We start from the raw sequence: 19,092 nt of genomic DNA on the forward strand, positions 1-19,092 counted from the left end.
CGCGACTACAATCAGTCAGGTGTATGACAGGGCCTGACGGCGTTCGTTTTGCTCTACGCTTTTCAGAGCGATAAGCAGCAATACTCCCAGCGCCATAATGGCTGCAGCCAGATAAAGGCCATCTACATAGCCGCCTCCAGCCGCCGCTAATTTTCCGGTAAGGGCGGGTGACAGAATCTGTGCGACGCCGTAGGTCAGGGTCATTTTGCCCATCATTTTGGCGGGGCGTGACGGGTAGAAACGTCCCGCCATCGTCAGCACTAAACTGACGATTCCCATAAACGTGGCCCCGAAAAGCGCGCCGCCAAGCAGCGCCATGGCGAGGCCGCCCTGTGTTGGCGCCAGTATGCTCAGAGCATGTAAGGCGGCGGCGATGATCAAGGCGTTGATGTCGCCAATACGTCGCGCCAGTAGGTCCCAAAGAATACAGGCAGGCGCCGCCGCGGCGCCCACGAGAAGAAAAACGAAAGCGCCTTGCCCTTGTAAGGCCGGTTGCTGATCGACAATGGCCACTAAAAAAGTAGCGCTGACCACATACCCCACGCCAGCGCAAAAATAGGCGGCCATGAAAATGCCCATATAAAGGCGTGAGGGCGGTCGGTCGTGCATTGCGTCCTCATGTTGAGAACGGCTGGCGGCGGTGGGCGAGGGCAACCATAGCCAGGCGGGGATGGCGAACAGCAACCCGCATAGCGTCAGCGCCACCCATTGCTCGCGCCAATCGAAGTGGGGAGTCATAAGGTCCACGGCGAGAGAACAACATAGGATGCCCAGACCGACGCCGCTGAAATGGATGCCCAGCTCGCTGCGATGACCGTTGCGGATAAGCCAGTGCATGATCAGGCCGGAACCGATTAACAAGCCTGCGGCGCTACTCAAACCCGCGATGAAGCGCATGAACCCCCACACCCACAGGTTATCGCACAACGCCATGCCGGCGGTGCTGATAAGGGCGATCAGTAAACCTGAGCGGTATAACTTGTCTTTCAGCGTCAGGCTGCTGATAGAGGCGGCGATCAAGGCGCCGCACAGATATCCCAGATAATTTACGCTGGCCAGCCAGCCCCCTGCGAAAGCCGATAGTCCCGCCTGCTGTTGCATGATGGGCAGTAGCGGTGTGTAGGCGAAGCGCGCCACGCCTAACATCAGCATCAGACTGAGTATGCCCGCCGTCAGCACTTGCAAGCGTTGTAGTTGTGCGCTCATGGTTCACTTCCCGTTGTATCTCTGGGAGAGAAGATAAATAATGCGACCTATCAATACAATCGAATAATAGAGAAGAAAATATTCTCTAATGGAGAATGGTTATGGAGTTAGTCGCGTTGCGCACCTTTCTCGCCGTGGTGGAGGAAGGCGGCATTCTCGCTGCAGCGAGTCGGCTCAATACGGTGCAATCCAATGTCACGACGCGCATTCGCCGTCTGGAGCAGGAACTGGAGGTGCAGCTGTTCTTTCGCAAAGGGCGTGGACTGGAGCTGGCCCCCGCTGGACGAGTGCTGCAAAAACACGCGCAAGAGATACTGCAAATGGCTCAGCAGACCGCCGCTGCCGTGCGCTCTGCGGGCGAAGCTGCTGGCGAGCTGCGCATTGGGACCATGGAGACCTTCGCCGCAGTCAGGCTTCCCGCTGCGTTGAAAAAAGTGCGTTCCCGACATCCCGGGCTGGAACTGCAGGTGCAGACGGCCACCTCCGCGGATCTCATTGAGCGTGTGTTGAGCCATAAATTGGACTGCGCCTTTATTGGCGGTCCCTTGGATCATCCCATGCTGATCGCGGAGCCTGTGTTGGCGGAAGAACTGGTTCTGGTGACGGCGAAAGGCGAGAGCGATCTGCAGGAGCCTTTGATTTTGTTTCGCGAAGGCTGCGTCTATCGCGCTCGTGCGCTGGCCTGGCAGCGAGAGTGTGGTCATCAGATTGCGTCAGTCATGGAGCTGGGGACGCTGGAAGGCATTCTGGGTTGCGTGGCGGTGGGGCTGGGCTGCACGCTGATGCCGCGGAGGGTGGTGGAGCAATCTCCCTATGCGAAAGAGCTGGCGATATCCGAATTGCCGGAGCACATCGCCCACACGCCTACGTTGATGATCCGTTATCGGGACATCCCTTTGCGGGGAGGCATGCAGACTTTGCGGGACGCCGTCGCCGGCCGGTCCTGACAAAGTAACGCCTGAACTACTCCCCGGACGGCTTTGTGACTATACTGTCATCGCATTACAGTAGTGAGTATTCAGCAGTCAGGAGCCGTCAGTCCCATGACCGATTCGTCCGAAAATCTTTCCTCTTCTTCAATTCAGCCCAAAGGCGCCACTGGCGTAAAACGCATTATTCTGGCGACGGGCTATTCAATAAACGGGCTGCGCGCCGCATGGAGAAATGAGTCCGCTATCCGTCAGGAAATGGTCGGCGCATTGATCCTGGTTCCTCTGGCGCTGTTTTTGTCCGTCACGATGGTGGAGAAAATATTGATGATCGGCAGTGTTTTGCTGGTGCTGATCGTGGAGTTGATCAACTCCGCCATTGAAGCTGTGGTCGACCGCATTGGCGCCGAGCGTCATGAGTTAAGCGGACGCGCCAAAGACATGGGGTCCGCAGCGGTGCTGGTGGCCTTGAGTCTGGCTATGTTCACCTGGATTGGCATTCTGATTTAAGTCTCTCGCCGCATGGGCGTTATGTTCATGCGGCCGTCTCGTTATAGTCTCCCGCAGTCCGCATTCTTCGCTTTTTCCTCTGTCTTCTCTATTTCACTCCCCTTGTCAGGCGTCCTTTATTCGCTTTGATATTTCCTTGATGTTTTCTTGAGATTTGCTTGGCTCGTGGTTTTTTAAACTCTGCAGATAGCTCTGATGAGCGTGCGTTATTTGCAGGAGGGGGAGTTGATTCGGGCCAAACTTAACAAACTGTTGGGAGCGGGTATTTCGACGTGGCTCATGTCGTTGGCGGTGTCCGTGTATCTGCTTTGCGCCTTCAATACCAGGTTTTTCACCACGGTCTTTCAGCTACGGGGCGACGAAGGCGCTGGCGGTTTGATGTTTATGGTCAGTGTGGTTTTATTCCTGCTGGTCATTTTTAATCTTTTCCTGTCCCTGTTCGCCTTCAAGTATCTGTTCAAGCCCACGTTGATGTTCATTCTGGTGACGGCGTCACTCGCCGCATACTTCATGAACGCCTATGGGGTGATGATCGACAAGACCATGATTCAAAATATGATGGAGACGGATTATCGGGAGTCTATGGAGCTGATGGACCCTTGGCTATTTGTCTATGTTATTGCTTTGGGTGTGGTCCCGGCGGCGCTGGTGGCGTGGACGCCTATTCACTACAAGCGGTTGCCGGGAGAGTTGTTGAATAAGCTGTTGGCGGCGTTACTCGCCGTAGTGGTGATCGGCGCAATCGCGGCCGCCTTTTATCAAAGCTACGCCTCTCTGTTCAGAAACAACCGCTACATCCGCGACCTGATCGTGCCGGTTAACTACATTTACTCGACGTCTTCTTATATCCGCAAACTGACTCCGAAAACGGAGGTCGCCTTTACTACTTTGGGGGAGGACGCCGCTCGCATTGAATTGAGAAAGGTGTCCAGCGACTCCCGGCGCAAGGTGGTGACGGTATTGGTGGTGGGCGAAACCGCTCGCTCCCGGAATTTTTCATTGAACGGCTACGGACGCGAGACGAATCCCAACTTGAGCAAAGAGAAAGTGGTGAGTTTCGATAACTTTCATTCCTGCGGCACGGCGACGGCTGTATCCGTGCCCTGTATGTTCTCCCGCGCAGGGCGCTCGGACTTTGACGGCGGCATGGAGCGTTACACGGAAAATCTGTTGGATGTGTTTAAGCATGCCGGCGTGGAAGTGCTGTGGCGAGACAATAACTCCGGCTGCAAAGGAGTTTGCGATCGCGTGGAATTTGAAAACTTGAATTCTGAACAACTGGCGGGTGTTTGTCGTCTGGATGAATGCTACGACATGGTGTTGCTGGACCGGTTACGGCAGAAAATTGAAGCCGCCAAAGGCGATATGCTGATTGTGCTCCATCAGAAGGGCAGCCATGGGCCTGCTTATTATCTGCGCGCGCCCAAGTCGTTTCAGCAGTATCAACCGACTTGTCACTACGTGCAGCTGCAGAAATGCTCGCAAGAAGAGATTACTAACGCCTACGACAATACGATTCTATACACGGATTATTTCCTGTCGCAGGTAATCGGGTTGCTCAAATCCGTAGACGGGGCGGCGGACGCCTCTATGGTCTATGTCTCCGACCATGGCGAATCCTTAGGGGAAAACAATATTTATCTGCACGGACTTCCTTACATGATCGCACCGGACGAACAAACCCATGTGCCTTTTATGGTGTGGATGTCCGAGCGTTTTGAGCAGCGCTTTAATATCAGTTCTGAGTGTCTGCAGGCGGAAGCCTCCCAAAATTTTACCCAGGATAATTTGTTTGACTCTATGCTTGGGTTAATGGGCGTGCGGACCCAGGTTTACGAGCCGAAGCAGGACCTCTTCAGGCCCTGTACCGGAACCGGTCTGGAAGTGGCCTCTCCTTCGGGAGGGCCACGGGAAGAGCCGGGCGCTATGGCGGCGTCTCCAGGTTGAGAGTATTCTGAGGGCCTGCGTGGGGTGGCGTGGGCTGCGATAAGCGGTAATTGAGCGGGTCTGTAAGGAAATCGAAGGCGAATTATACGTGTTGAGTGATTGGAAAATGGCGGATCGTACGATTACCGACAAACTTCGGGTGCTCATCGTTGAGGACCATCGCAGTCTGGCGGAGAACCTGTTTGAGTTTTTGGGAGAAGAGCGCTACAGCCTGGATTTCGCCGCCGACGGCCTGACGGCCCTGCATCTGCTGGCGACTCAACACTACGATGTTATTGTGCTGGATGTCATGCTGCCCGGAGTCAACGGCTTCACTTTATGCCGACGCATCAGAACGGATCTGGGCAAGAAAACGCCCATTATTCTGGTCACCGCCAGAGACTCTATTGAAGATAAAACCGAAGGGTTCAACAGCGGCGCTGATGACTATCTGGTGAAACCTTTCAACATGCGCGAGCTGGAGCTCAGAATTCAGGCCCTGTGCCGTCGCCGCCAACTGGCCGACGACGATTTGAGCGCCGGGGACATCCGCTATTCGCCAGGATCATTGACGGTCATGACGGGGCAGGGCGAGCGTCTGGCCTTGAGCGGATACAGCGCCACCATCTTTGAAGCGCTGATTCAGGCTTATCCCAACTTTGTCGCCTATGAAACACTCAGTCAGCGACTGTGGGGGAATGCCGATGGCGACCCGCACACCATTCGTACGCATGTTTATGTTTTACGCAAAACGCTCAAGACCACATTAAACCGTTCGATGATTCGCACTCTACATGGCCGCGGATATCGCCTGGAGCCGGAACTGGCTTAGCATGGCGACCTCCATCTCCCGACGCGTTTTCACCATATTTTTCTGGAGCAACGTGCTGAGCCTGTTGCTGGTGATTGTTGTCGCCTGGGGAGGTCTGGAGGCGCTGGAGGCGACCGTTTTGGAGATGGACCAGCAGGCGGAGCTGGAGCACTTCCAAAGCCGCTATGATCCTGATGAACCCCAGTTCAATCAAACCGCCACGCTGACCATGTTCTATTGGCCGGGCGAGGCGCCGCCTGAAGAAAAGCTTCCCGCAGTTTTTCGTGGACTGACGGCGCCGTACAACGGTGAAGTGGACGTTGATGGCAAGGATTATGAAATCCTCGTCAATGAAGTGCCGGGAGGCGTGTATTACCTGGCCAAAGATCTGGCGCTGTTTGAACAGCGTGAGACGCAGTCCACGGTCGTTATTTTGGGGCTGGCGTTATTAGTTTGCGCGCTGAGCTTTTTTACCGCGCGTCTGGCCAGCCGTAAAATCTCCCGTCCATTGCAGGGGCTCACTGGCGATATCGACGCCGCCGCGCCGACGGGGGGCTTCCGTTTACCTCTTGATTATCCCGACTCGGAACTGACCCAAATTTCCCGGGCGATCAATAAGTTCCTGGATCAGATAGATGAGCTGGTCAAGCGTGAACGCTCGCTGGTCAGTCTCGCCAGTCATGAATTACGCACCCCTATCGCAGTGATTCTGGGCGCGGTCGAAGTGATTGAGCACCGGAATAAACTTTCTGCGGAAGACAAGAAAACCCTGGGACGCATCAGCGCCTCCGCCCAGGAAATGTCCGCCAACGTGCAGGCGCTTCTCAAGCTGGTGCGACGCACAAAAGAACCCTACGTACCGGTCAGTTTTCCGGTGGGCGATATTCTGCAAGAACTGGCGCAGGAGCACGGCCTGTCCGCGACTGAAAACGAGGGCAGACTCGAACTTTCCTTATCGGCGCAGCAACCGGTTGCGCTGGGTGATCCCGTCCTGGCGAAAATTCTCATCAACAACCTCATCATCAATGCGCTGAACCATACCCAGGGCCAAGTCTACGTGACGGAGTACGTGAAGCACTTGGAAATTCGTGATGAAGGCGCCGGCAAGATTAATGGCTTCTCACCGGAGGCGCCCAGCTCCAGCGGTTTGGGGCTGTTTATCGTCACCCTGGTATGTGAGCACATGGGATGGCGGTATGAATTGACCACGGATGAATCCGGCTCCCGTGTCAAGGTCTGGTTTAATGCAGTGAGTTCGTGATAACCGGCATTACCTTCAACTTTAATCAGTAATAGATGAGTTCAGCCCGGCCACAGAGCTTGGCTTTTTATGTTATTAATCAGGCAGACAAATAGCTTCCTTCTATTTGTCTGCAACGACAGGGCCTGCACAGGTCAGGCCCTGTCTCCCGCGGCTTGTCGCCGCGCAGGCGCGTCCATGCGCCTGATTATTAACATGCCAATATCATTGCCATGTTAATAGTCAGCGAAAAGCACGAAGTACTTGCCTTCAAGCACGCCTTGCGCCGTGCGCATATTCTCCAGTGCGCCTGTCAGGTTTATTCCTAGATCCCTGCGCCACTGTTTAGGCCACCATGTGGATACTTTCGGTCTGTCGTGGCATTGGCTGGACGATAAGCGAAACTTTAAAAAACGGGATTCTGATTCACACTATGTTAAGAGCTTGTAAGGGTGTCAGGACTGGCTAAATCCATCCACTTGGCATACCCTAGCAAACTGGCGCCAAATGTTGGCGTAAGGGGCTAAATTCCATATTTGGAATTGTTTTTACAAGGAAAGTTGCTAAAAATGAATGGTAAACGACGCGAGTACGCGCCGGGCGTTATGGCGTCCGATATATCTCATCCGTTGTCTTCGTGTTATTCACGCGATATCCCTCCGTCTGATGCGACGGACAATTCCTCTGACGCCGATGCTTTAGAGCCAGCGCAAGCGCGTCAACAAGAGCATTATCTTCCCAGCCGTTTATTTAGAACCATGATTCTCGCCAACCTCAAGTCAACCAGCGCGTCTGCGCCAGCGCAAGACGATGACATTGATGAGTGGCTGGAGCATGTGGACCGTTTGATCTCAACGCCAGGGAAAAGCGTATGAGTTATAAAAGCCAGGATAAATAAAAATGGAAAAAATGGACTATTTCAGAATGGACGCGACAGCGAAGGTCACTATGGACTCGCTGAAGGAATTATACCTGCTGCCTCAGATCAGCCGTTACCAACGACTGCAAACTGCTTACCCTTGTGAATCGCCGGTGGAGTACAACCTCTACGAAGGCGTCGCTCGCTACGGCGATACGCGGCGGCGCATTCAGCTTATCGGCACCTATGCGACAGGAAGCCGCTCGTTTTGCTGGGCCTGGGCGAGTCCAAATCCGCTGCCGGAAACGGTGATACAGGCCAGCCTGCAATTGGTGGCCTGGGCGGAGGCCGCTAAAATTGAAAGCTGGGGCGTTATCAAAGGCGTCTGTGAACCCGTGGAGCCCGTGGTGGTGTCGTCCATCGCGGCGGGCGTATTGAATCATGATTACGTCTTCGACGTATGGGAGTTCACGGAAACGCTGCACGGCTGCGTCCTGGTGGAGCACTCCGACGACCTGCCCAAACTGGGGTTGCATGCTGTCTGTCGGGTGCTGCAAACGGCGTTGCGGCGTCTATCCGCTCGCCAGAAAACGCCTGTCCTGGAGTATCTGCGTCAGGAAGGGTTTAAACTGCGTGAGGAAGGCTCTTTCTGCTACGGCTCCCGGGCTGACGGCGAACTCACGCTAACCTTTGACGAACGGGGCGGCGTGCGCCAGATTACCCCCAGCCATTAATCACCTGGCGTCAGGCGGCCGCTCAGGAGCCAACTATCCTCTTCTTCGGGTAATGAAGTCTTCACGAAGCTTTAACAGTGTTTCATTAGCATTGTCTCGCTTTGGCGGCTTCACCACTAAACTAAAACCGAAGAAGAGGAACCCAGAGTGCCTGACTATAACAGACGACAATTTCTGTCACTCATGGCGGCAGGGACCGCCACGCCGTTCTTGCTTACATTCAGTGCGGATAAAGCGCTAGCCGGCCTGAGCCGCGCCGCTTATCCGGATAAAGCTCCACTACCGCTCAACCGAACCAACCCCTCCGCAGTATTTGATCTGTCCGTCGCCTCCGGCGATCCCACCGCCAGCGGCGTTATGCTGTGGACTCACATCCGCTCCGAGCAATATGACCCCAGCGAAAGCCTGACGTTCCAGGTAGCGGTTGATCCTGGATTCACTCTGCTGGCGTTGGAAGGCAAAGTGCGAGGCGAGCAGTTTGGCGCGGACCGGGATCATACTGTGAGGCTGGATCTGGACGGCCAGTTGAATGCGGACAGCTATTACTACTACCGCTTTCAGTACCGCGGCGTATTCAGTCGTACGGGGCGCTGTCGCACGGCCGCAGCCGTTGGGCAGTCCGTGGACAGCGTCAAATTCGCGTTGTTGACCTGCCAGGATTACACCAACGGCTACTATAGCGCTTTGAACCACGTCGCAGACGACAATAGCATCGATTACGTGGCTCACCTGGGGGATTTTATATACGAAAGCGTCGGCGACCCCCGCTATCAGGATCTGCCTTTCGAGGACCGTAGAATAGAATTGCCCAGCGGTTTTCCCGTGGCGATGAACCTGGAGGACTATCGCTTTTTACACCGCACCTATCGCAGTGACCCTTTTCTGCAAAAAGCGATGGAGAACCATACCTGGATTATCACTACAGACGATCACGAAACCTGTAACGATTGCTATTGGGATTATGAGCAGGACACGCTGGGATGCCCGGATCACCCATACACTACTGACCCGCAATTCAGCAATGACGCCGATTTGAAGCGCCAGCTCAAACTCGACTCACAGCGGGCCTGGGCGGAATATATTCCCGCGCGTATCGATATTGACGAGGGGCGCACCCATCCTCATCTGTATTCGCGCATCTATCGGCAGTTCCGCTTTGGCGATCTGGTGAATCTGAATATGCTGGACACGCGCACGTACCGAACGCCTCATCCATGCGGCGAAGACGCGTTTCTGGGCCGTTACGTTCCTTTCGGCTGTGGCAATCTCAATAATCCCGAGCAGAGCATGATGGGTGAAACCCAGCGGGAATGGTTGATCAACACCATGGCGGCGTCGACGGCGCGCTGGAATATGCTGGGCAACCAAACCTACATGGGACGTTTGGGCATCGACCTGGGGGAAAAAGCCAAGCTGCCATTCAATGTCGACGCCTGGGACGGCTATGACGCTGAGCGGATATGGCTGATGAACGAAGTGCAGTCCAACTCAATCGAAAATCTCGTAGTGGTGACTGGGGATTTGCACACGTATATGGCTTCTCAGGTGAAGAAGAACTATGCGGATCTGAATCCGTTTAACTTCTCCAATCAGGTTGGCGTTGAATTCATGACGCCTTCGCTGACGTCTGCGGGTCTGTTTGACGTGCTGCTGGCGCAGGCGCCGGACGACGAGGTCAGAGACTTTCTGCTAAGTGCTACCAGCGAGGGCGCGGTGCGCCTGACCAACCCCCATATCCGCATGTTCAACAGTAAAGATCACGGTTATTCGACGATTGAATACACCGATGGCTATTGTGAATGGATTGCATACAAGGTCGACAAAAACCTCAATAGCGGCGAGCAGGAACGCAAAGCGCTGGCGCGTTACCGTAAATATGAAGCCTGGCCCTGGATGACGCAAAAGTCGGTGCAAGGCTACTCTTAATCAGGCAGACAACAGGCAGACAAATAGCTTCCTTCTATTTATCTGCAACGACAGGGCCTGCACATGTCAGGCCCTGTATCCCGCGTCTTGCCGCCGCGCAGGCGCAGACAAATTTACGTTCTTTTGCATATTTTTAGCCCGTTTTCTTCATGGAAAACGGGCTTTTTGCATCTAACTGCTAAAATTTAAACATAGGTGACTATCAAGCCATGGAGGTGTGAATGGTCTTTAACCAAACCTAATAACGCCAGACCTCTATGTCGGGAGATGTTTATGTTCGCCAACATGAAGCTCCGTACGAAGCTGGCCGCAACTGGCGTTGCGCTGCTGCTTCCCCTGATTTGGGTAACCTATCTACTGTCCGATGAAATGGACATCCGCATCAATTTCGGCGCGCAGGAAATCCTCGGCGTTGAATATCTTAACCCTTTACAAAACCTGTTGGATCAAGCGGGCGAATATAAGATCGCGGTCGCCGCTGGCGGCAGCGTGACGCCGATCGTTTCGCGCATCGAGAGTGCCATGTCCGTCCTCGAAAAAGAGCAGCAACGCTCCGGCGCCGCGCTTAAAACGGCGGAGCAATATGCGAATCTGCAAAAGGCCTGGGGGCAGGCGCGGGCTAAGTCTGGCGTCGGGGAGGCGGACGCACTGATCGCCGCCACGCGGGAGCTGATCGCCAAGGCGGGAGATACCTCCAACCTGATTCTCGACCCGGATCTGGATACTTATTACGTGATGGATGCGTTACTGCTGAAACTGCCCAACAGTCTGGATTTATTGGCGCAGATGCGGGAGTTCGGAACCGGGCTGATGAACAGCGGTTCAATGAGCGCCGATGACAAAACCCGTATGGTGGTCTTATCCGGTCTGTTGCAAGCAGATCTGGACGGGGTGAATTACGACAGCAAAGTGGCTTATGAAAATAACGCAGTGGGAGACATGCCCCAGTCCGTTGCAAAAGCGGTGGATAGCTACACCCAGTCCATTGGCGGTTTTCTTGGCTTCGTGGAAAAAAACATTACTGGTCGCAGCCTGAATGTTGACGTAAACGGTTTCAAATCCGCCGCTCAGCGTGCGGTGGAAGGCAATATGGCGCTTTATCAGCAAGCCTCGCCGGCGCTGAAAAGCATGTTGCAACGGCGTATTGATGGTTTCTCAACTCATAAGCTCGGGCTGTTGGCGGGAGTAATCCTGTTTGAACTGTTGGCGATTGCTTTCAGTGTTGTGACCGTGCGGAGGATCTTGAATCAATTAGGCGGCGAACCGGAATACGCGGCGGATATCGTGCGAGCGATTGCGGCTGGGGATTTGACTCGGGAAGTGAAAGTCAGCGATGGCGATACGACAAGTTTGCTCGCAGGCATCCGTAATATGCAGACAGCGCTGCATGATCTGATCGTAAAAGTCAGCGACAGCGCGAGTAAGATCTTATCGTTCTCCGCGGAAATCACCCAGACCACGGAAGCGATTGTCACCAGCTCCAGCCGCCAGAGTCACGCCACTGCGACCATGAGTTCAGCGGTGCAGGAAGTCGCCGCGAGCCTGCATGAAATGGTGGCCAGCGCGGGGGAGGCGAGATCGCTGTCGCTGGAGTCCAATCAGCGTTCCAGTGAGGGCAAGGATATCGTTGAACAAGTGTCCGAGGATATTCGCCGACTCTGTGATTTTGTGGGGGATTCGGCCAAATCCGTACAGAGTCTGGGGCAACAGTCGGAACAGATTTACTCCATCGTCAATGTCATCAAGGGCATCGCCGAGCAGACCAATCTGCTGGCGTTGAACGCCGCCATCGAAGCCGCCCGGGCGGGAGAGCAGGGACGCGGATTTGCCGTGGTGGCGGACGAAGTGCGCAATCTGGCGGCCCGCACCGCGTCCTCGACAGTGGAGATTACCGATATGATCCAGCGCATCAAAGATGATACTCTGGCCGTCGTCAAGCGTATGGATTCCGGTGTGGAGGAAGCCTCCCGCAGCGCGGGGCGCGTGACCTTGACGGTGGACACCATCGCCGCCATCAGCGACTTGTCGGAAAGCGTCAACCGCTCTGTGACGGAAATTTCCACAGCTCTCGAACAACAGGCTCAGGCCAACGAACTGCTCAGCGAAAATGTCGATGAAATCGCGCAACTGGCCGAGCAGAATCACGGCAGCGTCGAGAAGACCGCCGACAATCTGAGCGAACTGAAAGCCTTGGCGGATACGCTGGAAACCGCCATCGCCAGCTTCAAGGTATGACGGCGTTAACGCCGTCATCATCCGTTAAAACGCCAAAAATCGCATAAATGTTAGAAACCCTGACTGCAGAAGCCTAAAATAAGGACTGGTTGTCAGCTTAAGGATGTGCATGGAACTTTTTAAACGTCTTCCCCCAAATACTGCCGGTATAGATTTTTTTGTGGGAGATATTCACGGTCACTACAGTGAACTGATGAAAGCCCTGGAGGCGATAGATTTTAAATTTGATAAAGATCGGCTGATCAGCGTCGGCGATCTGATCGACCGCGGCGAAGAGAACGAACGTTGTATCGAGTTGTTGCATGAACCCTGGTTTCACGCTTGTCTGGGCAATCATGAATGGATGATGATCGGAGCGTTCGTGTACAACGACCGATACGATCTCAGCTTGCAGCGCGGCAATGGCGGCGAATGGCTGGATAATCACGATACCGAACAATTAACCCAATGGGCGCACCTGCTGCAGGAGTCCTGTCCCCTGGCGATAGAAGTTCCCGGCAAAGGCGACAGACTGATCGGCGTCACTCACAACGATGTGATCAACAGCGACTGGATGCGCATGGAATCGGCGCAGCGGGGCGATATCGACGAGTGTGTATGGAGCCGGACGCGTTTTGCGTCAGCGCTGACGAATCCCGCACTGGCGGAACCCATCAAAAATATCGACGCGGTAGTATCCGGCCATAATTCTCATACAGGCATACTGCTGGCTGGTAATCAGCTCTATATTGATACGCTCTGGAAGAGCGGTCAGCTGACTCTTCTCTCAGCAATGGAAGTCTTGGCGGTTGCGGCGCGCGGTAAGGTTCCCGTTTAGTTGCGGCCGTTGGCCCTGCATTAAATCTGTTTGTTTTTTGAGCTAAACTTGTGTTTGCGGCTACTGCAGCCGCTCGCATGAGCGTAATAAGCAAAAAAGGAATTTGCATATGAAAAACAGACTGTATTTAGTATTCACTGCTACTATTTTCATCTTCTTCCTCGGCTCAACGCCGGTCGTTCTTGCTGATGTCCTTAAAAATGGCGAAACCCTCGATAAGCTGTCTGGCGCCAGAGACGGCGAAGCTCGCTATACCATTGATGTTGCGGAAAAATCATTGAGTCTGGTTGTGGAAATCTGGGGCGGTCAAGGCGACGCGGATCTGTATGTCGCTTTCAATCGCGAGCCCGATAAATCAGATTTCGACTGCCGCCCCTATGAATGGGGCAATAAAGAGACTTGCACATTCAAGCCGCCGGAGCAGGGAACCTACCACATCATGTTGCACGCCTATAATGAGTATTCAGGCCTTTCTCTAAAAGCCACGTACGTGCCGGATAGCGGTGGCGACCCTGACCCTGATCCGAAGTGCTCTGATGGCGGGGAAGGACCTTCCGATGTGCAGAAGGAGCTATTGACCGCTCACAATAAAGCGCGCAGTCAGGGCCGCAGTTGCGGCGGCGTTTATTACGACGCAGCGCCGGCTTTGACCTGGAACTGCAAACTTGGCAAGGCCGCCACTAAGCACACAAAAGACATGGTGGACAATAACTTCTTCAGTCATACCGGATCTGACGGTTCCAGCGTCAGCGACAGAGTGAGAGCGCAAGGTTATCAATACCGTACAGTCGGCGAGAATATTGCGGCCGGGTATTCTTCCGTCGAACAGGTTATGGACGGATGGCTCAAAAGCCCGGGGCATTGCGCCAACATCATGAGAAGCAGTTATACAGAGCTTGGAGCTGAAAAAATCAGCACCTCAACCGCGGACTATCCGCACTACTGGACTTCCGTCTTTGGCGCGCCGCAGTAAATAGTCGCCTGATTCTTCAGCTAAACAGACCGCAGCCGCCGCTGCGGTCTTTATTGGCGACCGAGACGCCGTCAGGACGCAACAGTGTCCAGGTTCAATGTGGTGTCGAATTTATGCCGCTGCATGGAAATCAATGTGCGGAACTTGCGCATGTTAGGCTCCGCATAGAGCACTTCATTACAGAACTTATCGTAGGCGGTCATATTGGGCACCGTCACCACCAGCACGAAGTCCACCTCTCCGGTAACTTGGTAACACTGCTTAACTTCCCTGGCGGCGGTCGCTCGCTTAAGGAACTGCTGATATAGATCCAGGCGATCTCGCTCCATCACCACTTCCACCACCATATGCAGGCAGGCGCCGAAGGCGTCCGGGTCGAGAATCGCCACTTGCTTCTGAATATAGCCTTCCTCTCGTAGCTTCTTCACGCGCTTGAGACAGGCGGGAGGCGACAGACCAACACTCTCGGCCAGATCGAGATTGGTCTGGCTACAGTCGCTTTGCAACTGCGAAAGAATTTTTTTATCAATGCGATCTAACGTCATGAGTTAATAAAATTTTGAAAAGTTGGAAACAAACAAATTATATGAGAAGAAAAGTGTAAAAGAGAGGAAATAATTAAATGTCTAACTTTTAAAATAGCAGGCGTTAATGCACTTCAAGGGAAATGTCATGTCCGCCTCACAACCTGGCAGCAGTTGGTTTATGCGTTTAAAGCAGGAATCAGTCGAGCTGGCGAAAAGTATTCTCAAAGTCTATTGGACACTGATAAAAGTTACGGTTCCCGCCCTGGTCGCGGTGAAGCTGCTGGATATGGCGGGAGGAACCCAGTTATTGGCCTGGATATTATCGCCGGTCATGAGTCTGGTGGGATTGCCGGAGTCGATGGGCGTGGTTTGGTCCACGGTGCTGTTGACCAATATCTACGCCGGGATGGCGTTGTTAGTGGATATTACAGCGCAGGACCCTCTGACAGTGGCGCAGATATCTGTGCTGGGCGCCATGATGTTGGTGGGGCATGGATTACCGGTTGAGGGCGCTGTCGCTAAAAGCGCTGGCGTTAGCTGGCGTGCAACACTCGCTATACGAGTGGGCGGCGGCTTGGCGTTGGGCGCCTTGTTGCATCTTTTCTACAGCGCGACCGGCCTGCTACAGCAACCCGCGCACTTCTTATGGCGTCCGGCTGAAGGACCGGCGGATATGTGGTGGCTAGCGCAGATCAAAACGTGGGGCGGCATCTTTTTTATTATTGTTTTCCTGATGACCTTTTTACGCATGCTGCGCTGGCTGGGAGTGGAAAAGTGGATGCACGCTTTGCTGTTTCCTGTGCTTCGGGTGTTGGGAATTGGGCGCGAAGCGGCGAACGTAACCGTCATCGGCGTGACTCTGGGATTAAGTTTTGGCGCAGGCTTATTGATAGAAGAAGCTCGCTCGGGATGTCTTACACGTCGGGATATTTTTCTGACGATGGGGTTCCTGGGGCTCTGTCATAGTCTGATCGAGGACACCTTGGTGATCATGCTGCTTGGCGCCGATATGTCAGCCATTTTATGGGGGCGCTTATTATTTGCATTGGTTGTGATCGGCGTGCTGGCGCGGCTGCCGGTGCAAAACCGACGCTTACGGGAAGCAGCCGCCTAGACTGTCTGCACGGCGTGCGTCGTATTCTGGTCTATGCTCAATCAATAGCCGGCTCCTGCATGCGCCGGCTTTTGTTTCCAAGGAGCACAGGAGAATACGAATGAGCGCCATCCCCATGTATTTCCCTCCCGCGCCTTTTCATATGGAAGACGCGAGAACTTGCGCCACCCTGGTGAATACCGCCTACGACATGTACGACCAGTGGGTGGACCAGAAAAAGCCTCATAAAGATCATTTCAAGTGGACCCCGAAAGGGCCGACGATGAACTACAGTCAGCCTATCTGGGGGGCGGAAACCCTGCTGTGGATTTTCAAAACTACAGAGCCCTTTGCCTTCGTCTCCTGGACGGATGCCGGAGATGTCTATCTGATGTTTCGCGGCACGGAGTCGCTGGATGACTGGATTGATGACGCCGAAGCCGGGCAGAATCCCTATCCACAGGTATTTGGCTATGGCAAAGCCCATGACGGCTTTCTGAAGCTCTACGGCACAATGAATCAGGCAATTCTGGAAGCCTTACAGCAGGTAAGTAATCCCAGGAGCCTTCTGATCGGAGGGCATAGTCTCGGCTCTTCTCTTTCGACACTGGCGACGCCTGATATCATCAATCATTCCGTCTATAAGCCGGGCGACTTAAATGTGCGGCATTATAATCTGGCCAGTCCTCGTGTAGGCGATCCTGAGTTTGTGAATGCTTACAACCAATGTGGCGTACCCACTTATCGCATCGTTAATACCACAGATTTGGTGCCGGAAGTGCCTCCCGGCGTATTGGATCGCGACCTCTACGAGCATGTCGGGATTCCCGTGGATTTCACGGCGCAATACGGCTCCCTGGCGGGCAATCACAGCGCCTCAGACTGCTACAGCTACGCGCTGGATCACCCTGACAAACCGCAGTCGGATTAACTATTATTAATCCGGCAGACAAATAGCTTCCTTCTATTTGTCTGCAACGACAGGGCCTGCACAGGTCAGGCCCTGTCTCCCGCTGCTAGCCGCCGCGCAGGCGCTGATTATTCACATGCCAATATCATTACCATGTCAATAACGAAATTAGTCATACAACTCATAAAAGCGGGCGGCGCTGATAGCGAAGGTCAACAGACCGTCCGCATCATAAAGACGAGTATCCGCGGCGGGCGTCATACCGAGCTTCTGCAGTATGGCCACTGAAGCCAGATTATTCTCTTTCGACACGCCGTATACCTGATTAAACTCCTCCCGTCCCAACGCATACTCAATACAGGCGATCGCAGCCTCTTTGGCGAATCCACGCCCTGCATGGGCGCGCGCCACGCCGTAACGTAAATCGAAACAGCCGGGACGGGGACTCTCTTCTACGCCCACATAACCCACATACTCCGTACTGGACTTGCAAATGATCATGAAAGAACCAAATCCACGCTGCCAATGCTGCTCTCGGTTGCAGACATAACTTGCAATCTGCTTTGGAGAGTAAGGCCCTTCGTTAGGCAGGAAACGGGTCGAAACCGGGCAGGAAAGGAAGCTTTTGAAGAACGGCAGGTCCGTGGACTCAACCGGGCGCAGAATTAATCTCGAAGTCTCAATCATTGTTACAGCGGGCGTCTCTTCTTAAAAAGGGCGCTATTAAAGGCGATTTTGAGAAAAAATGGAATGAAATCAAGGTGGTTTTAGTCGGATGCTGTGGTTGATAGCTTACAGCTGAAGCCAGCTAGAGTCGGGGTCTAGGCATATGACTCAGCACACTATGCGCAGTATAAAGCTGTCAGAGGCGGAAGTTTTAGGCGGCTGTTACCCTTTAACTGGGAGTGTAAATTTGACGTTTCAGGGATGTTATATTGGGCGTTATCTTTATAATTGTCGGTTATAAGCTTTTCTGGCTAAATTTATATAATCCTTAGATAGCTTGAAAACTTAAATACCTGAAGGAAGTTGTGACGGTATTTGTAATTGTTTATCGCTTTAATCGAAAAAGGATGGGTTTATATCCTTATTTTTTAGCTCAGAGAAATAAGCGCCCAAGATCTTCGCTTTGCTCAATTGCATTTATCACGGGAGCCCCTGTGAGCCAAGCCTTGGAAAGCTTGATAGAGACGATATGTAGCGAAAGCTTTATGCTTTCGGGAAATATCTACATAACTCTCTGTAGCTTTTAATTAGCATTGTATACTCCGAAGTTCCTAGTCCGAAAATACATGCTGAAGTTGCACTTTATATGCAATTTAACTCGTTGACAGGAAACAGGTATTCGTTTGAAATAGCAAACCTGACAGCAAAGTTGTAATTTGCGGGTATTGCTGAAAATTGGACAGAATGGCGCTGTTTTTGCCGATCTTATTTGCAGTTAGTTGGTGAAAACGCCGGTTGAAAGGAAATCCGGTTGCTCGAGATGGACGCCTTAATGCTGTCGTTATTTTAGCCAAGTGCGCTTTTTATAAAAACACAACACGGATGACAGATACTATGAAATCTGCTCTTTTGACACTACTCTCAGTACTATCGTTGAACGCCTCGGCGTCATACGTTGATATCAAGAATCATTGGGGTATGCCCTGGCCGGAATCGACCAGCGTTACTTTGGACTACGATATAGTCATTGACGACTTACCTGATGGCAAAGACATCTTCATCTATGAAACGGCTTTCAGTTTTGACTACTTGTCTAAGGACGGGACATGGAAAAATCTGCTGGACGACCCGTATCCACTGCAGTTTCCTAGTCCTTGGGACAGCCTAAAGGAAAACGGTGTTTATCATTATTCCTTCGAAATCAGAGATCTGTTAACAGATTACCTGGATAGTACAGATGGTTTGGGAATGATCAGGGTAACGTCTGTTTTCTCTGAGATGTTGTTCCATGACGATAGCTGTACGCCTGTGCCTGAGCCCGGCAGCGACAAGCCTGAATGTACTCCAGACCAGTATAAAGAGGCAAAACTGTACGGAGACAAAGGCTACTATATCTTCGTTGACGAGCCCTCTCTTGTTGGTTTGTTAGGTTTAGGCCTTGTATCAATGGCGGCTGTTCGTCGGAGAAAAGGGAAGGCGTAATTTCCCGTTCGAGGGGGCTGAATATCCGCCCCCTTTAAATACCCCTTTATTTTAATCCTGTCTCTGTAGTGTTTTTTCCTGCCTTTTCTCTTCTTTCATCCGCCTCTCTGTTACTTGGCGTTTTCAATTTAAAATTGTGTCATAGCTATACATGCTGGTTGTTTTTTGCTCTACACTTTGTTGTAAGGGACCGGAACCGAGTAAAGCGTAAGTGGATGGCTTAGTTGTCGAAAACGCAGGCAGTAATC

17 protein-coding genes are annotated in these 19,092 nt (G+C 53.0%); 14 read left to right on the plus strand and 3 right to left on the minus strand.

Annotation, left to right across the window (positions count from 1 at the left end; translation table 11 throughout):
* Window positions 1–15: 15 nt before the first annotated feature.
* Window positions 16–1,206 carry a YbfB/YjiJ family MFS transporter gene (locus EUZ85_RS11110; protein ID WP_127969358.1) on the minus strand — a complete coding sequence of 397 codons (1,191 nt, stop codon included), beginning with the start codon at window positions 1,204–1,206 and terminating at the stop codon, window positions 16–18.
* 101 nt (window positions 1,207–1,307) lie between these two features.
* Between EUZ85_RS11110 and EUZ85_RS11115 the strand changes: the two genes are divergently transcribed.
* The 11 genes from EUZ85_RS11115 (at window position 1,308) to EUZ85_RS11165 (ending at window position 14,166) form a co-directional block, all read left to right on the plus strand.
* Window positions 1,308–2,153 carry a LysR family transcriptional regulator gene (locus tag EUZ85_RS11115; RefSeq protein ID WP_127969359.1) on the plus strand — a complete coding sequence of 282 codons (846 nt, stop codon included), beginning with the start codon at window positions 1,308–1,310 and terminating at the stop codon, window positions 2,151–2,153.
* 96 nt (window positions 2,154–2,249) lie between these two features.
* A complete protein-coding gene (locus EUZ85_RS11120) occupies window positions 2,250–2,645 on the plus strand; it encodes a diacylglycerol kinase (protein WP_127969360.1) in 396 nt (131 codons plus the stop codon).
* Between the two features lie 195 nt (window positions 2,646–2,840).
* A complete protein-coding gene (locus tag EUZ85_RS11125; RefSeq protein WP_127969361.1) occupies window positions 2,841–4,592 on the plus strand; it encodes a phosphoethanolamine transferase in 1,752 nt (583 codons plus the stop codon).
* A gap of 88 nt (window positions 4,593–4,680) precedes the next feature.
* Complete coding sequence (locus EUZ85_RS11130; RefSeq protein ID WP_206618045.1) at window positions 4,681–5,403, plus strand: response regulator transcription factor; 723 nt, start codon at window positions 4,681–4,683, stop codon at window positions 5,401–5,403.
* 1 nt (window position 5,404) lies between these two features.
* Window positions 5,405–6,643, plus strand: a complete 1,239-nt coding sequence (locus EUZ85_RS11135; RefSeq protein WP_164887218.1) for a HAMP domain-containing sensor histidine kinase — start codon at window positions 5,405–5,407, stop codon at window positions 6,641–6,643.
* A gap of 548 nt (window positions 6,644–7,191) precedes the next feature.
* Entirely contained in the window at window positions 7,192–7,497 is a 306-nt protein-coding gene (locus EUZ85_RS11140) for a hypothetical protein (protein WP_127969363.1), read from the plus strand.
* 25 nt (window positions 7,498–7,522) lie between these two features.
* Window positions 7,523–8,215 (plus strand): DUF6882 domain-containing protein, encoded by a 693-nt coding sequence (locus EUZ85_RS11145; protein ID WP_127969364.1) that lies wholly within the window; start codon window positions 7,523–7,525, stop codon window positions 8,213–8,215.
* 147 nt (window positions 8,216–8,362) lie between these two features.
* On the plus strand, window positions 8,363–10,141 hold the full coding sequence (locus EUZ85_RS11150; protein ID WP_127969365.1) for an alkaline phosphatase: 1,779 nt from the start codon (window positions 8,363–8,365) through the stop codon (window positions 10,139–10,141).
* A gap of 273 nt (window positions 10,142–10,414) precedes the next feature.
* A complete protein-coding gene (locus EUZ85_RS31035; RefSeq protein ID WP_164887219.1) occupies window positions 10,415–12,376 on the plus strand; it encodes a methyl-accepting chemotaxis protein in 1,962 nt (653 codons plus the stop codon).
* Window positions 12,377–12,485: 109 nt separating this feature from the next.
* Entirely contained in the window at window positions 12,486–13,193 is a 708-nt protein-coding gene (locus EUZ85_RS11160; RefSeq protein WP_164887220.1) for a metallophosphoesterase, read from the plus strand.
* 109 nt (window positions 13,194–13,302) lie between these two features.
* Window positions 13,303–14,166: a CAP domain-containing protein gene (locus EUZ85_RS11165; RefSeq protein WP_127969368.1), complete on the plus strand. Its 864-nt coding sequence runs from the start codon at window positions 13,303–13,305 to the stop codon at window positions 14,164–14,166.
* Window positions 14,167–14,237: 71 nt separating this feature from the next.
* Here the strand turns inward: EUZ85_RS11165 and EUZ85_RS11170 are convergent, their stop codons facing one another.
* Window positions 14,238–14,711 carry an Lrp/AsnC family transcriptional regulator gene (locus EUZ85_RS11170; protein ID WP_127969369.1) on the minus strand — a complete coding sequence of 158 codons (474 nt, stop codon included), beginning with the start codon at window positions 14,709–14,711 and terminating at the stop codon, window positions 14,238–14,240.
* A gap of 127 nt (window positions 14,712–14,838) precedes the next feature.
* Between EUZ85_RS11170 and EUZ85_RS11175 the strand changes: the two genes are divergently transcribed.
* Window positions 14,839–15,807 (plus strand): hypothetical protein, encoded by a 969-nt coding sequence (locus EUZ85_RS11175; RefSeq protein ID WP_127969370.1) that lies wholly within the window; start codon window positions 14,839–14,841, stop codon window positions 15,805–15,807.
* Window positions 15,808–15,907: 100 nt separating this feature from the next.
* Window positions 15,908–16,717 carry a lipase family protein gene (locus EUZ85_RS11180; protein ID WP_127969371.1) on the plus strand — a complete coding sequence of 270 codons (810 nt, stop codon included), beginning with the start codon at window positions 15,908–15,910 and terminating at the stop codon, window positions 16,715–16,717.
* A 147-nt stretch (window positions 16,718–16,864) separates the two neighbouring features.
* Here the strand turns inward: EUZ85_RS11180 and EUZ85_RS11185 are convergent, their stop codons facing one another.
* Window positions 16,865–17,383 (minus strand): GNAT family N-acetyltransferase, encoded by a 519-nt coding sequence (locus EUZ85_RS11185; RefSeq protein ID WP_127969372.1) that lies wholly within the window; start codon window positions 17,381–17,383, stop codon window positions 16,865–16,867.
* Window positions 17,384–18,256: 873 nt separating this feature from the next.
* Here EUZ85_RS11185 and EUZ85_RS11190 point away from each other — a divergent pair.
* Window positions 18,257–18,844: a hypothetical protein gene (locus EUZ85_RS11190; RefSeq protein ID WP_127969373.1), complete on the plus strand. Its 588-nt coding sequence runs from the start codon at window positions 18,257–18,259 to the stop codon at window positions 18,842–18,844.
* The last annotated feature ends 248 nt before the right edge of the window (window positions 18,845–19,092 follow it).

Origin of the sequence: Hahella sp. KA22, from assembly GCF_004135205.1 — a bacterium.
GTDB lineage: Bacteria > Pseudomonadota > Gammaproteobacteria > Pseudomonadales > Oleiphilaceae > Hahella.

What these genes read in the sequence shown, in the direction of transcription:
- EUZ85_RS11110 (WP_127969358.1), bottom strand. Translation starts at nt 1,206, where the DNA reads ATGAGCGCACAACTACAACGCTTGCAAGTGCTGACGGCGGGCATACTC.
- EUZ85_RS11115 (WP_127969359.1), top strand. Translation starts at nt 1,308, where the DNA reads ATGGAGTTAGTCGCGTTGCGCACCTTTCTCGCCGTGGTGGAGGAAGGC.
- EUZ85_RS11120 (WP_127969360.1), top strand. Translation starts at nt 2,250, where the DNA reads ATGACCGATTCGTCCGAAAATCTTTCCTCTTCTTCAATTCAGCCCAAA.
- EUZ85_RS11125 (WP_127969361.1), top strand. Translation starts at nt 2,841, where the DNA reads ATGAGCGTGCGTTATTTGCAGGAGGGGGAGTTGATTCGGGCCAAACTT.
- EUZ85_RS11135 (WP_164887218.1), top strand. Translation starts at nt 5,405, where the DNA reads ATGGCGACCTCCATCTCCCGACGCGTTTTCACCATATTTTTCTGGAGC.
- EUZ85_RS11140 (WP_127969363.1), top strand. Translation starts at nt 7,192, where the DNA reads ATGAATGGTAAACGACGCGAGTACGCGCCGGGCGTTATGGCGTCCGAT.
- EUZ85_RS11145 (WP_127969364.1), top strand. Translation starts at nt 7,523, where the DNA reads ATGGAAAAAATGGACTATTTCAGAATGGACGCGACAGCGAAGGTCACT.
- EUZ85_RS31035 (WP_164887219.1), top strand. Translation starts at nt 10,415, where the DNA reads ATGTTCGCCAACATGAAGCTCCGTACGAAGCTGGCCGCAACTGGCGTT.
- EUZ85_RS11160 (WP_164887220.1), top strand. Translation starts at nt 12,486, where the DNA reads ATGGAACTTTTTAAACGTCTTCCCCCAAATACTGCCGGTATAGATTTT.
- EUZ85_RS11165 (WP_127969368.1), top strand. Translation starts at nt 13,303, where the DNA reads ATGAAAAACAGACTGTATTTAGTATTCACTGCTACTATTTTCATCTTC.
- EUZ85_RS11170 (WP_127969369.1), bottom strand. Translation starts at nt 14,711, where the DNA reads ATGACGTTAGATCGCATTGATAAAAAAATTCTTTCGCAGTTGCAAAGC.
- EUZ85_RS11175 (WP_127969370.1), top strand. Translation starts at nt 14,839, where the DNA reads ATGTCCGCCTCACAACCTGGCAGCAGTTGGTTTATGCGTTTAAAGCAG.
- EUZ85_RS11180 (WP_127969371.1), top strand. Translation starts at nt 15,908, where the DNA reads ATGAGCGCCATCCCCATGTATTTCCCTCCCGCGCCTTTTCATATGGAA.
- EUZ85_RS11185 (WP_127969372.1), bottom strand. Translation starts at nt 17,383, where the DNA reads ATGATTGAGACTTCGAGATTAATTCTGCGCCCGGTTGAGTCCACGGAC.
- EUZ85_RS11190 (WP_127969373.1), top strand. Translation starts at nt 18,257, where the DNA reads ATGAAATCTGCTCTTTTGACACTACTCTCAGTACTATCGTTGAACGCC.